This window comes from Robertmurraya kyonggiensis (assembly GCF_005116465.1).
Lineage (GTDB): Bacteria > Bacillota > Bacilli > Bacillales > Cytobacillaceae > Robertmurraya > Robertmurraya kyonggiensis.
Map to the genome: position 1 here is coordinate 364736 of NZ_SWBM01000002.1, position 13837 is coordinate 378572.

At 33.6% G+C, this 13837-nt stretch carries 11 protein-coding genes and 1 pseudogene; 11 read left to right on the plus strand and 1 reads right to left on the minus strand.

The genetic code is table 11. The features are described from left to right. Window positions 1-35 precede the first annotated feature (35 nt). The 4 genes from FA727_RS13005 (at window position 36) to FA727_RS13020 (ending at window position 6566) form a co-directional block, all read left to right on the plus strand. Window positions 36-2027 carry a penicillin-binding transpeptidase domain-containing protein gene (locus FA727_RS13005; RefSeq protein WP_136831428.1) on the plus strand — a complete coding sequence of 664 codons (1992 nt, stop codon included), beginning with the start codon at window positions 36-38 and terminating at the stop codon, window positions 2025-2027. Between the two features lie 312 nt (window positions 2028-2339). Then, window positions 2340-2735 (plus strand): GtrA family protein, encoded by a 396-nt coding sequence (locus FA727_RS13010; RefSeq protein WP_246041866.1) that lies wholly within the window; start codon window positions 2340-2342, stop codon window positions 2733-2735. A gap of 198 nt (window positions 2736-2933) precedes the next feature. Next, on the plus strand, window positions 2934-3881 hold the full coding sequence (locus FA727_RS13015; protein WP_136831430.1) for a glycosyltransferase family 2 protein: 948 nt from the start codon (window positions 2934-2936) through the stop codon (window positions 3879-3881). A 42-nt stretch (window positions 3882-3923) separates the two neighbouring features. Next, a complete protein-coding gene (locus FA727_RS13020) occupies window positions 3924-6566 on the plus strand; it encodes a YfhO family protein (RefSeq protein ID WP_136831433.1) in 2643 nt (880 codons plus the stop codon). Window positions 6567-6714: 148 nt separating this feature from the next. Here FA727_RS13020 and FA727_RS13025 read toward each other — a convergent pair whose 3' ends face one another. Next, window positions 6715-8040, minus strand: coding sequence for a cell wall-binding repeat-containing protein (locus FA727_RS13025; RefSeq protein WP_136831435.1), 1326 nt, complete (start codon window positions 8038-8040; stop codon window positions 6715-6717). A gap of 216 nt (window positions 8041-8256) precedes the next feature. Between FA727_RS13025 and FA727_RS25095 the strand changes: the two genes are divergently transcribed. The 7 genes and pseudogenes from FA727_RS25095 to FA727_RS13050 all read left to right on the plus strand — a co-directional run bounded on the left by FA727_RS25095 (window position 8257) and on the right by FA727_RS13050 (window position 13766). Then, window positions 8257-8379, plus strand: coding sequence for an NAD-dependent epimerase/dehydratase family protein (locus FA727_RS25095; protein WP_368732006.1), 123 nt, complete (start codon window positions 8257-8259; stop codon window positions 8377-8379). Window positions 8380-8430: 51 nt separating this feature from the next. Then, window positions 8431-8574 (plus strand): hypothetical protein, encoded by a 144-nt coding sequence (locus FA727_RS25445; protein ID WP_438646627.1) that lies wholly within the window; start codon window positions 8431-8433, stop codon window positions 8572-8574. 62 nt (window positions 8575-8636) lie between these two features. Next, a pseudogene (locus tag FA727_RS25100) lies at window positions 8637-9203 on the plus strand (NAD-dependent epimerase/dehydratase family protein). Between the two features lie 185 nt (window positions 9204-9388). After that, the gene (galU, locus tag FA727_RS13035) at window positions 9389-10258 is read left to right on the plus strand and encodes a UTP--glucose-1-phosphate uridylyltransferase GalU (RefSeq protein ID WP_136831437.1); all 870 of its coding nucleotides are present in this window, start codon (window positions 9389-9391) and stop codon (window positions 10256-10258) included. Window positions 10259-10794: 536 nt separating this feature from the next. Continuing rightward, window positions 10795-11805, plus strand: a complete 1011-nt coding sequence (galE, locus tag FA727_RS13040) for a UDP-glucose 4-epimerase GalE (RefSeq protein ID WP_136831744.1) — start codon at window positions 10795-10797, stop codon at window positions 11803-11805. Window positions 11806-11884: 79 nt separating this feature from the next. Continuing rightward, window positions 11885-12700: a glycosyltransferase family 2 protein gene (locus tag FA727_RS13045; protein ID WP_281280891.1), complete on the plus strand. Its 816-nt coding sequence runs from the start codon at window positions 11885-11887 to the stop codon at window positions 12698-12700. 124 nt (window positions 12701-12824) lie between these two features. Then, on the plus strand, window positions 12825-13766 hold the full coding sequence (locus FA727_RS13050) for a glycosyltransferase (protein ID WP_136831441.1): 942 nt from the start codon (window positions 12825-12827) through the stop codon (window positions 13764-13766). The last annotated feature ends 71 nt before the right edge of the window (window positions 13767-13837 follow it).

Sequence of the window (13837 nt, forward strand, 5' to 3'; positions counted from 1 at the left end):
CATGTTAAACTAATGTATAGGGAGGTTGGAAAAAAATGAAAAAGGCTTTGATAGCAACTTTAGTTCTTTTTCTTTCGATTGTCATTGCTGGATGCAATAAGGAACCGAAGCCAGAGGAGCGATTCTCAGAGTATGTAAAGCTTTGGAATGAACAGCAATTTGACAAAATGTATGCGCTTCTATCAACAGATTCGAAAGAGAAGATCTCACAAGAGGATTTTAAAGAACGATATTCCAAAATATATGGAGACTTAGAGATTGAGAATTTGAAAGTTAAATATAACCCACCAAAAGAAGAAACAGACACCAAAGAAGAGCAAATAAGTTTTCCATTTTCGGTAGAAATGGATAGTTTGGCAGGAAAGATTTCGTTTGAACATGAGGCTACCCTCACAAAGGAAGAGCGGGACGAAGAGAAGAGCTGGTATGTGGAATGGGATACAACCTTTATTTTTCCACAGTTACAAGACGAAGATAAAATTGGAATAAAAACAAATCCTGCAAAACGTGGAAATATCCTTGATCGAAATGGTGATACACTTGCGACAACAGGAACCGTTTATGAAATAGGAATTGTACCGGAAAAAATGGCAGGTAAGGAGACCGAAGTCATTGGGCAAGTCTCTGAGTTATTAGGGATTAGTAAAGAACAAATAGAGAAGACTCTGAATGCTTCCTGGGTGAAGCCAGACTATTTTGTACCCATTAAAAAGGTTTCTCCAGATGAAACAGAGCTTATAGAAAAGCTCTTTGCCATTCCATCTGTGTTAAAGCAAGATGCTGAAGCAAGAGTGTATCCATTTGGGGAATCAACGGGCCACCTAATTGGCTATGTTGGTCCAATAACAGCTGAGGAGTTAGAGAAAAATCCGGGTTATGGCAGTACGGATGTGATTGGAAAAAGAGGATTAGAACAGGTGTTAGAAAAACGCTTGATTGGTGAAAATGGCGTTACGATTTACATAAAAAAAGAAGATGGGTCTGAGGAAGTTCTTGCCCAAAAAGAGGTTAAGGATGGAGAGAATGTTCAATTAACTATCGATGGAACGATGCAAGCTAAAGCCTATTCTGAATTTAAAGGGGAACCTGGGATGGCTACTGCAATCAATCCTCTTACAGGAGAAACGCTGGCACTAGTAAGCAGCCCTAGCTTCAATCCGAACATTTTAGTGCTAGGAGCAACAGCAGAACAATGGAAACAACTAGAAGAAGATGAAAAAAATCCGTTGCTTAATCGCTTTAAATCGACCTATGCGCCAGGGTCAGTCATGAAGCCAATCACGGCTTCAATAGGGTTAGAAAATGGTGCTATTGATTGGGAAGAAACAATGACAGTAGATGGATTGAAGTGGCAAAAGGATTCATCATGGGGGAGTTATCAGGTAACGCGAGTTAAGGATCCCAAAGGTCCGGTTAATCTAGAAAAAGCACTTTTATATTCAGATAACATTTATTTTGCTCATGCAGCTTTAAAAATAGGTAAAGAGAATTTCATTAAAGGGTTAAAGAAGTTTGGCTTCGATGAAGAATTTCCATATTCTTATCCGATTGAAACTTCGAAAGCGGGCGCAATGGATAAGGAGGTAACTTTGGCTGACTCAGGTTATGGCCAAGGGCAGGTGGAAATGAGTGTGATCCACTTAGCGAGTGCGTATACTCCTCTATTGAATCGAGGAAACTTGATCAAACCTGTGTTGTTTGCGGAGGAAGAGAAGGGGCAGATCTGGAAGGGAAGTGTTATAGCTGTAGAGCAGGTTGAAAAATTGAATGCTGCACTGACAAAGGTCATACAGGATCCAACAGGAACTGCGTATTCTGGAAGAGTCGAAGGATATCCAATGGCTGGAAAGACGGGTACGGCTGAATTAAAAGAGGCACAAGGGGAGAAAGGGAAAGAAAATGGTTGGTTTGTGGCTTACAATACCGAAAATCCCGAACTGTTAATTGCATTAATGGTTGAGGGTGTTGAAAACAGCGGGGGATCGAAAGCTGCCGTACAAAAGGTGAAGGCAATTTTAGAAAAATAAAGGTTGGATAACGAGTTCTCTGATGTAGAGAACTCGTTTCGTTTTTTTAACAAGAAAAATTGATGGGGGCCAATCAAACTTAATAAGTTTAAATATGATTATTTACACAATATTGAACGTGGAATTGCTAAGAAACAATCAATAAATGAATATTTATAATATTTTTGATGAAAAAATCTATTTATAGATACTTGACTCAGACGTTAGAATAATCCATTCTTATTTAGGGTGTAGAAGGGTATTTATAGAAGTTAGGAGAATTCTTGTAATAAATAGCCTTAAATTTATAAAAAGTTATGAAGGTGAAATAAATTGAAAGATAATAATTTTCTTGGACAGGGAGTAAGGTTTGTAATCATTGGTTTTATTAATACCGGTAATTATTATTTATTGTATTTACTCTTTTTTGTACTCCTTAATTTTCATTATATGATTGCTCATATTTTATCATTTTTAATAAGTATGGTAGGCTCTTTTTTCCTCAATTCATATTACACTTATAAAACTAAGCCTACATTAAAGAAGTTTTTGCAATTTCCATTAACATATATCGTGAACGTTATAGTAACAACAACCGCTATTTATATTTTGACTGAGATAGTGAAACTTGATGGAAAGATAACTCCTTTATTGGCCTCGGGAATTGCTATTCCGTTTACATTCCTAATATCCAAAAAAATATTAGCAGATAAGTCAATTTCGGAATAAATAAGCTTAGCATATTATGACAAACTTTTCCGAGATATGTATGTGCAAATTACCTTGTAAAAAAAGTGTATAGTCGTATTTAATCTGAACCTTCCTTTGTTGCAGAGATATGAAAATACAGAAGTAAGGCAATAATAACCATATATGAGAAAGAAAAATTAAATAAATCAATTTGTGTGGATATGAAAGGGATTTTCTATGAAATTGTCAATTGTTATTCCTTGTTACAATGAAGCTGAAAATATACGTGATTTTCATGAGGAAATTGAAAAAATAATAAAGGATCTAAAAATAGAGACAGAGTTGATATTTGTAAATGATGGAAGTAAGGACCAGACTCTTTTAATGCTAAAAGAATTATCTAACGAAAACTCAAGTGTTTCATATGTGTCTTTTAGTAGGAATTTTGGAAAAGAAGCAGCCATGTTAGCGGGACTAGAATATGCAACTGGAGATGCGATAGTAATTATGGATGCAGATTTACAACACCCGCCGCACCTAATTCCATCCCTTGTTGAGAAGTATGATGATGGATACGATCAAGTAGTTGCTAAAAGAACACGAAGGGGAGAGACCAAATCAAGAACATTGGTTTCTAAGCTTTACTACAAATTGATGAATCACTTTATAGAGGTTGATTTGGTTGATGGCGTGGGAGATTTCCGTTTACTAAGTAGGAAAGCATTAAATGCCCTACTCTCTCTGAAAGAATATAATCGTTTCTCAAAAGGTCTCTTCTCGTGGATTGGATTTAAAGAATATGTAATCGAATATGAAAATGTTGTTAGAGAAGCAGGGCAAAGTAAGTGGACTTTTTCTAAATTGTTGAACTATGGAATTGATGGAATTCTTTCTTTCAATAACAAACCCTTGCGAATATCAATTTACATAGGCATGGGTATAACTATATTATCAACTATTTATATATTGGTTATGCTATTTCAGACCATTTTCTATGGAATTAATGTTCCAGGATACTTTACTACCATATCAGCTGTACTTGTTCTAGGGGGTATACAGCTAGTGTTCCTTGGTGTCATTGGAGAATACATTGGTCGTATTTATTATGAAGCGAAAAATAGGCCTATATATATAGTAGATGAGGAAAATATCCATCAAAGAAACGAAATTAGTAAGAAATATTAGTTGAATAACAACTTCCATGTTATATTTGGGGAGGAATCCTAATTGTTAAAAAGGTACCTAAAAGGTGTCTATGTCCTATTAATACTCGCTATTGGTGCGCTAGTAATGCACTATTACATTTATGAATCTGGTAGTCAACTAACTACAAGAGGGACCGATACAACAAAACAACTTTTGTTTTTCAAATATTTCCTGTATGAATTGTTTCGAGATGGAAGCTTTTTTTGGTCATGGTCGTATGGACTTGGTGGAGATATTTTTGGCCAATTTAATTATTACTACTCGATGTCTCCGTTTTTTTGGCTAACATTGTTATTTGATATAGATAATTTAATTGATATTGCTGGTTGGAATTATAAACTTTCGCTAATAAAGCATTTTATAGCTATGCTTTCTATGTATGTTCTTCTAAGATATTTAAAGTGTTCTTCTACAAGTTCATTAGTAAGTGCTTTAATATATGGAGGTAATTTCTTATTTGCTTTCAACTCGCTTCAATTTGATTTTATGATGGAACCGTTTATTTGGTTACCTCTATTAGTGCTTTCATTTGAAATCTTTGTTGAAAAAGGTAAGTGGTGGCCATTTATATTGATGGTTGCATTAATAGTAGCAAGTAACTTTTACTATGGTTTTATTTCTAGTGTATATATTATCTCGTATGCTATTTATAAATACTTTGATAAAGAGGGAAGTCGTTCAGTAAAAGACTTCCTGAAATATGGGTTTAAATGTGCTTATGTATATTTACTAGGACTTGGAATCGCATCTTTTGCATTCTTGCCCGCTATTTATCAATTTTTAAAAACAGACCGACTTCAAAAAGAATATATTGTACCGCTTGTGTTTGAGTGGGAACATTATAGGGATTCTCTCTTTTATTTGTTTTTTCCTTATCGAAGTGTGGTAAAAGCAACCTATAGTGTAGGTCTTTCTTTGTTGGTCTTCATTTTGATATTAATCGGGATATCATTGAGAAAGAAAAATTTAATTCCAAAGAAGATTTTTCTCGGTACATATCTCGTCTTCTTTTTTGTGCCATTTATTTATTCTTTTTTTAATGGACTGTCTGCTATGCAGCCAAGATGGTTATATCTTTTAAGTTTTACAGTGTGTTTTGTATCTCCTTTCTTTTTCGATGAAGCTGTTAAAAGGGAAAACAAAAAGTTAGGATTAATTATTATAGGTTCCTCCTTTCTGGTTGTGTATACCTGGTGGTTGGGCCGAGAGAAGATTAAGGAATTGATGGTAAATGATTATGTCAATCTAGGATTAGGGATTCTATCCATCCTCCTTTTTATTTTCTATATTAGAACAAGAAAATGGATTTGGTCTGTTTTGTTAGTAATATCAATCATGATTACAGGTGCTGTTCAACACTATATTTATTATGATTTAGCACTTGGTGATGCCAAGATACAAAAGGATGCAAATCGCACATATTTGTCGAATATTAGTTTTGATAATGAAGAAGCGAAAAATATTATTCAAGAAATTCAAAAAAGGGATGCAGGGTTTTACAGAGTTATATGGGACCACCCTAATGTAGAATTTAACACTCCAATGTATTATCAATTTAATGGGAATAGTGCTTATCAAAGTCTTATCTCTTCAAATGTTCATCAGTTTTTCAAAGAAAAATACAATATTTTACAGTTTGACTCAATGAGTTTATTTAAAGAATATGACAATAGAATTTATTTAGAGACTGCAACTGCAAATAAATACTATATTACCAAGAAGGCGCCGGAACATATTCCCTATGGATATGAAAAACTTTGGGAAACTAAGAATTGGGAAGTCTATCTGAACAAAAACTATTTACCAATAGGATTTGTGTATGATAAATGGGTTACGATTGAAGATTTCCAAAAACTTAATACGGCTGAGAAAGATCAATTACTCCTTCAAGCAGCAGTCATTAAGGATCAAGATGTTGAAATAGGTGAAAGAGCTGAAACGACTCAATTGAACACACAATTATTATTTCAGGGACTTAAAGATGTTAAGCTTAAACACATAAACCGAAATGAGAATAACATCATTCGTGTCCTGGATAGTGAATTATCTGAAATTCAAATTCCGATTGACACACCAGAAGACTTTGGGGAACTATTAGTTGAAATAGCAATTGAAAATACCGAAGGAAACAATTTTAATTTAACCCTAAATGATAAGACTCTGAATAAAAGACCGAATAGTCTCCCTTGGTCTTATCCTAAATCGAACTTTATCATAAATACAGGATGGGAAAATAAGGAAAACCTACTTCGAATTGGGCTAACTGAGGGTGAGTATCGTTTAAAGGATATCAAGGTGTATTTTAATTCGTATCAAGCGCTCGAGGAAAAAGTGGACACACTAAAGAGTAAGAGTATTAAGGGTATTGAGTATGATAACCAATCTTTGAGTGGGCATATTGAAGTCGAAAAAGAGGGAATTTTCTTCTTGTCTGTTCCTTATAGCTCTGGATGGAAAATTAAATTGAACGGTGAAGAAGTCAAGTTTTATGAGGTGAACCATGCTTTTATCGGTTTTCCGCTTGAACAAGGTGAGTATATGTTAGAAATGGAATATAGATCCCCTTATTTTAAAGAAGGTCTAATCATAACCATCTTTACAATTACCCTTGCGTTCATTAGTAGCTACTATTTGAAAAGACGTAGATTAGGATTAGATGAATAGATAAAATATTCGAATATTAAAAAGGTTGTACCATTTGCTTAGGTTCAACCTTTTTGTATTATTATATATGGCATTCATAAGTTAACTGAAAAGATTAATAATAATAGAAATACAAATAAAAAGGAACTACAAATTGTAGCTCCTTAGTTTAGAACCCAGCATATGTACGTTGGTTTATAACACTTTTTGACCCTAAGTATCGAGTTTTATAATACGTGTCTGCTAAATTACTAATCGTTACACCTTTTGAAGTACTTGCATGGATAAATTGATTATTTCCAATATATATACCTGCATGTGAAGGGCCAGTTTTATAAGTTTCAAAAAAAACGACATCCCCAGCTTGTGGGGTAATAATACTTGTTCCTGTAAACCAAATATTTTCTGTAGTCCTTGGTAGTTGCACACCGTGTTTAGAATACACATAATTCAAGAATCCGCTACAATCAAAACCACTTGGTGTAGTACCGCCCCATGCGTATGGAGCACCAATTAGTGTTTTGGCGGTGCTAATCATTGAATAGACATCTGTTTCGAGATAGCTTTTCACTTTTTGACTAACAGCTGTGGTCCCCCCAAGGATATAGAAGGTTTTCATTTCTTGCTTTTGCATCAATAAATTTGATATTGCTGCAGGTATTTCATTGTTTTGGACTAATAGGATGGGTGAATTCATCTTAGCTGCCAGCACAGAACCTGTTAGTGCATCAGCAAAATTTGTTCCAGTAGCAATAACAGCTTGTCCATTAGTAGTTTGATATAAGGAAGAAACAATATTACTTGAAGTATGATATCTGTTATCTCCTGAAATTCTAGTTGGGTTTGGTAACTCTGCAAATACGTTATTAGAAATAGCAAGCTCACCACCAATTACGATAGTTCGCTTAACTTTCTTAATAGCTTCTTTTGTCACATCAGGTAAATAAGAAGTATCCGTTAGAAAAATTGGAATTCCATTTTCGGCAGCATAGGATGCAACAGAGAGACTATCAGGAAAATTCTTACCGTAAGTTATGATAGCAGTATCTGAATTCGGAGCATACTCTTTTGAAATTTCAACTGCAGTTTCATAACGATTATTCCCAGCTAATCTTTCTGTGGTTAATCCCAAATCTCCTAGTTGTTTTACTACTGATTCACTTATTACAAGTGGCCCGCCTAGTATATACACCTTAGTTGCTTTTAATCTCTTAATCTCATTAATTGTAGTTACTGGAATAGTAGAACTTTGAGTTAGTAATATGGGGGCATTCAAAGCATTTGCTAACGGTGCACCCGTCAATGCATCAGGAAAGTTGTCTCCAATAGCTAAAACAACATTGTTAGCTCCATTTGGCCAACCTTTTTGTGAGACAGCAACGGAGGTATCATATCTACTAGTTCCACTTATTCTTTCGACAGTGTTTGCTGCTAAGGAAGTAGAAGGTAATAATAAAGTAAATATTAAGAGGAATAAAAACAATGGATATTTCATTAAAATATAACCTCCTACTTTAAAGTTTTATTGAAATTATTATAACATCTATTATTTCGACATTATGTTACAATTAGTTTTCATATTTCCTGAATAATGACTTTATTTGCTTTGATAATCCAATTTAATGATGGGTAATTTGACGTAGGAATAATAGAAGGCTACCATAAATAAAAAATTTAGGGTTGTATTTAGAAAAAAAGGAGAAAAAGAAAAATGATTTTGGTTGTCGGTGGTGCCGGTTATATTGGGAGTCATTTGATTAAAGAACTAGTTAACAGTGAAAAAGTAATTGTTCTTGATAACCTTTCAATGGGTCATGATGAATCGGTTGATTAAAAAGCGGAGTTTGTAGAAGGAGACCTTGGAGATCACAAAACCTTAGAGATTATTTTTGGAAAATATCCAATAAAAGCGGTTAAGCATTTTACAGTAAACAGTTTAGTGGGAGAGTCTGTTACAGATCCGATCAAATTTTATGAAAATAAACGTCGGCTCCATATTAACTTTAATAAGGGTTATGCTAAAGCATAATGTGAAAAAACTTTATATTCTCTTCAACGGTAGCTACATATGGAATTCCAGAAGTCGATATCATTTCAGAAGACGCAAGAACGAATCCGATCAACCCTAAGGGAAGATCGAAGTGGATGATTGAACAAATCCTTGCAGTTTATGCAAATACATATGACCTAAACTAAGGTGGTTTTAAGATATGTTATCACTGCTGGCGTTTATCAGACAGCAGAAATAGGAGAAAGTCATGATCCAGAAACACATTTAGTTCCTATTATATTGCAGCATTTAGTAGGTCAAAGAGAAAATGTATTGTATTTGGAACTGATTATGAAACGCCAGACGGCACTTGTATACGTGATTATATCCATGTAACCGATCTGGCAAAGGCGCATATTGTTGCACTTAACTCATTATTAAATGGGAAAAACAAGACAGCGACATATAATTTAGGCAACGGACTTGGTTATTCTGTTAAAGAAGTAATCAAAACATGTGAAAAGGTTACTGGAAAAGAGGCTAATGTCATTCTTGGTGAGCGATGTGCAGGAGACCCAGCTCGTTTAGTCGCATCATCTGAGATGATTTTCAATGACTTAGGTTGGAAAGCGGAGAGAAATTTAGAACAAATCCTTGCAAGAGTATAAAAATGGTATAAAAATCTAAAAATCTAACAAAGAGAATATTTGAGCGAAAGGTGTCTTAAGAGTAACTGCTCTGAGGCATCTTTTTTTGCAAAAAATAAATAAATACAAGAGGCTGGGGAAATTTAAGGTTACAACTAAATTATGTACTTCATTATTACAAGAACAAGCAGAGGAGCGATAATTCAATGAAAAAAGTGAGAAAAGCGATAATCCCTGCTGCGGGGCTTGGAACAAGATTTTTACCAGCGACGAAGGTTATGCCTAAAGAAATGCTCCCAATTATTGATAAGCCCACCATTCAATACATAATTGAAGAAGCGGTCGATTCAGGCATTGAGGACATAATTATTGTAACTGGAAAAGGAAAAAGAGCGATAGAAGACCATTTCGATCACGCGTATGAATTGGAAAATAATTTATATCAGAAGAAGAAATTTGAGTTGTTAGAAAGCATTATCAGTCCATCTAATTTAGAAATTCATTATATAAGACAGAAGACTCCCAAAGGGTTAGGTCATGCAGTTTGGTGTGCAAGAAACTTTATTGGAGACGCGCCGTTTGCGGTATTACTAGGGGATGACATTGTGGAAGCTGGTGTCCCATGTATAAGACAGTTAATAGAACAATATGAAAAGGTTGGTTCATCTGTGATTGGAGTTAAAGAAGTACCCACTGAAGAAACTAGGAGATATGGGATTATTAATCCCAATGCTATAGATGGTGATTTGATCGAGGTGAAGAGTTTTGTAGAAAAACCAGAAACGTCTCCGCCATCCAATTTAGCAATAATGGGTAGGTATGTCTTAACACCGGATATATTTGCATATTTAGATGAGCAAGAAATAGGAGCTGGAGGAGAGATTCAATTAACAGATGCCATCAATAAATTAAATATAGAAAGAAGAATATATGCATATATATTCCAAGGAGAGCGTTATGATGTTGGAGATAAGATTGGGTTTATAAAGACTACGATTGATTTTGCTTTAAAGAGAGAGGATTTAAAAGATGAGGTACTTGAATATATTAAACACAAAATAGGAACAACTCCGTAAATTCGTTAATTTTATTTTGTAAATTATATTCATTTTTGTATTATAATTGTGTTTATTAGCCAGGTATCCCACTTGGTGAATCTGCTTAGAGATAAGTTAGTAATCATATCCTGTATCATAATTTTAAAACATAGGGTTGAAAGTGTAGTATTCATGAATCCTATATGTGCTACCTTTCCATCATTCAGATTACCCGAAAAAAAGAGCGAATGAAGCATGTATTAATCGTTGATCCAGCAACTTAGATAACCTTTACCTAGGAGAGGTGTATTTCTAAAATATTCCCCTTTATAAACTTCTTTTCCCTCTGATTGGGGATTTTGAGGAAACTCTGTACAAAAATCAAATTTAGAAACGTTCAACTTTTCAGAAGAACTTTTTGAAATTGATTCATAGAGTTAGAAATAATCTGTTATAAGTAAAGGGATTTAGAAATTCTACATTTACTATAGAAAATAAACTGTGTATAATATAAAATTTACATTTGTAGGATAAAACTCTTTTTGAATAAAATTATTTATTTCGGAGGTTATTTGATGGCGATATTGGTAACGGGTGGTGCAGGGTATATAGGAAGTCACACGTGTGTCGAATTACTTAATAATGGGTTGGAAATTGTAGTTGTTGATAACCTCATTAATAGTAAAGAGGAATCCCTCGAACGTGTGAAGAAAATAACAGGGAAAGATTTTAAATTTTATAAAATTGATTTAATTGATAAGAAAGCTCTTACAAAAGTCTTTTTAGAAAATAAAATTGATGCAGTAATTCACTTTGCTGGTCTAAAGGCGGTGGGAGAATCTGTCTTACAACCACTTCGATATTATCATAATAATATCACTGGAACATTGGTTCTATGTGAATTAATGTCTGAATATGGCATAAAGAAAATAGTTTTTAGTTCATCCGCAACCGTATATGGGAATCCAATGTCAGTCCCCATCTTTGAGGATTATCCATTGGGCGCAACTAATCCATACGGCCGTACCAAACTTATGCAAGAAGAAATTTTTAGCGATATTTTTAGTTCTGACCAAAGTTGGAGTATCGCACTTCTTCGTTATTTCAATCCGGTTGGAGCACATGAAAGTGGATTAATTGGAGAAGATCCAAATGGTATACCTAATAATTTGATGCCTTACATTACACAGGTTGCAATTGGAAAACTTGAAAAATTAAGAGTATTTGGAGGAGATTACCCTACTCCTGATGGAACTGGTGTTAGAGATTATATACATGTAGTTGACTTGGCAAAAGGTCATATCAAAGCAGTTGAGAAAATAATGCGAACTGATGGTGTATTTTCGTATAACCTTGGAACAGGAAAAGGGTATTCAGTACTAGATATGGTTAATTCGTTTAGTGAGGCATCAGGAAAAGAGATTCCCTATGAAATCGTTGAAAGAAGACCAGGAGATATAGCTCAATGTTACGCAAGTCCAAATAAAGCTAAAGAAGAGTTAGGTTGGGTAGCTGAAAGGGATGTTTATGATATGTGTAAAGATTCATGGAACTGGCAAATACATAATATAAACGGGTATGAATGAATAACTAACTAGCTATGGGTCCAAAACTATTAGTTGAGTCTCTGAAAAGGAATTGAAGATAATGAAGTTTTCTTTAATAATGGCTACGATAAATCGGATGGATGTTATAGAAAAATTTATGAATTCCTTATTAGCGCAGGAATATAAAGTTTTCGAATTAATTATTGTTGATCAAAACGATGATAATCGTTTAGAGAATCTTATTGAAAAATATTCAAATCAAATGCAAATTATTTATATAAAGTCTGTTAGAGGTCTATCTAGGGCAAGGAATGTTGGACTATCTCATGCAACTGGGGACATAATCGCTTTTCCGGATGATGACTGTTGGTATCCCAAAGAATTATTAAAACGTGTTAAGAATATTTTAGTCTCTAACAATAGTATTGCTGGTCTAACGGGAAAATCTGTAGATGAAGACTTTAATATTTCTGCAGGAGTTTTTGATGAAGAAGAAGGGGAAGTTAATAAAAAAAATGTATGGAGAAGAGGTATTTCAATAACAATTTTTCTGAGAAAAGAAGTCATAAATAAGGTAGGAACTTTTGATGAAATGCTCGGCGTTGGATCAGGTACGAAATTTGGTTCGGGTGAGGAAACAGACTTTCTTTTAAGGGTAATTGATAATGGGTATAAAGTCGTCTATTTCCCTTCTATAATAGTACATCATCCCAATCTTACTCATTTATCTTTAACATATAAAAGAGGTTATCTGTATGGTTGCGGTTTAGGGATTCTTCTAAATAGGCATAATTATCCGATGACATATAAGATCAGAACATTAGTAAGGCCTCTTGGAGGCATTTTATTAAGTTTGTTAACTTTGAAGTGGAGACATGCACCGTTTTATTTTGGAACATTGAAAGGAAGAGTTTTCGGAATGCTTTATAAGTAAATAGCAATCATATGTAACTAATAAATGTCCTTATTCAGTGATATCCCTTTTTTCAGGGGGATCTGAACGGATATATGTTTATAGTAAAGTATATGTCTATACCTTTAATTATGGGAGTTAGTTTATGAGCGAATTAATATCAGTAATTATGAGTACATATAATGAAGAATTAGAATGGGTAAGAAAAAGTATAAATTCTATTTTGAACCAAACATATGATAAATTAGAATTTATTATCATATTAGATAATCCAGACAATAAAAGTATGAAAGAATTACTGCTTTCTCTTCAAGATAAAGATCCGAGGATAAAAATTGTTATTAATGAAAAAAATCTAGGATTGGTTAAAAGTCTTAATAAAGCGTTAAAGTATTGTGAAGGCAAATATATAGCGCGTATGGATGCAGATGATATTTCAGAAAAAAAAAGATTATATATTCAAAAAAAAGTATTAGAAAAGGAAAAATTAGACTTTGTTTTTACAAGTATGATTATCATCGATGAAGAAGGAAAAGAGATTAATGAAACCGATAAAACGGAACTTACTTATAAAGAAGTAATGGAACTTTTGGAAAAGAGGAATATATCCAATCATCCTACATGGCTCGTAAGAAAAGAGGTGTATGAAAACCTAAATGGATACAGAGAGATACCTTATTGTGAAGATTATGATTTTTCTCTAAGAGCTTTGCTAAATGGATATAAGATAGGAAAAGTGAATCAAAGTCTATTAAGGTATAGGATAAGAAATAATGGAATTTCTAAGACGTACAGTTTAGAACAATTTCTCAATTCTAGAGGGATCTCCAAGCTATATAAGACACAACAACTATTGGATGAAATCTTAGTCTCTGATCTTATGAATAGAACGCTAATATTGGCTACATTAAAAGAAAAAGAGAGATTCTTGGTAGCAGACAAAGTATATATGGAGGGAATAAAAGCTTTAAGAAAAAGAAAAGCTTTTGAAGGCACTATGAAGATAATTTGTTCTTTTTTAACTGGTAAATACTATCGTATTAAGAATTACGATTTTATTTTATATTGGCTAAAACGAAAGTTCTAGACTTCTTAAATTAAGTGTCGCTAAGTATATCTAAATGTGAATTTCAACACAAAATGGAGTTTAGTCTAATC

Coding starts and splice junctions, on each gene's coding strand:
- FA727_RS13050 (WP_136831441.1), top strand. CDS start 12,825: ATGAGCGAATTAATATCAGTAATTATGAGTACATATAATGAAGAATTA.
- galE (WP_136831744.1), top strand. CDS start 10,795: ATGGCGATATTGGTAACGGGTGGTGCAGGGTATATAGGAAGTCACACG.
- FA727_RS13025 (WP_136831435.1), bottom strand. CDS start 8,040: ATGAAATATCCATTGTTTTTATTCCTCTTAATATTTACTTTATTATTA.
- FA727_RS13045 (WP_281280891.1), top strand. CDS start 11,885: ATGGCTACGATAAATCGGATGGATGTTATAGAAAAATTTATGAATTCC.
- FA727_RS13015 (WP_136831430.1), top strand. CDS start 2,934: ATGAAATTGTCAATTGTTATTCCTTGTTACAATGAAGCTGAAAATATA.
- FA727_RS25095 (WP_368732006.1), top strand. CDS start 8,257: ATGATTTTGGTTGTCGGTGGTGCCGGTTATATTGGGAGTCATTTGATT.
- FA727_RS13005 (WP_136831428.1), top strand. CDS start 36: ATGAAAAAGGCTTTGATAGCAACTTTAGTTCTTTTTCTTTCGATTGTC.
- galU (WP_136831437.1), top strand. CDS start 9,389: ATGAAAAAAGTGAGAAAAGCGATAATCCCTGCTGCGGGGCTTGGAACA.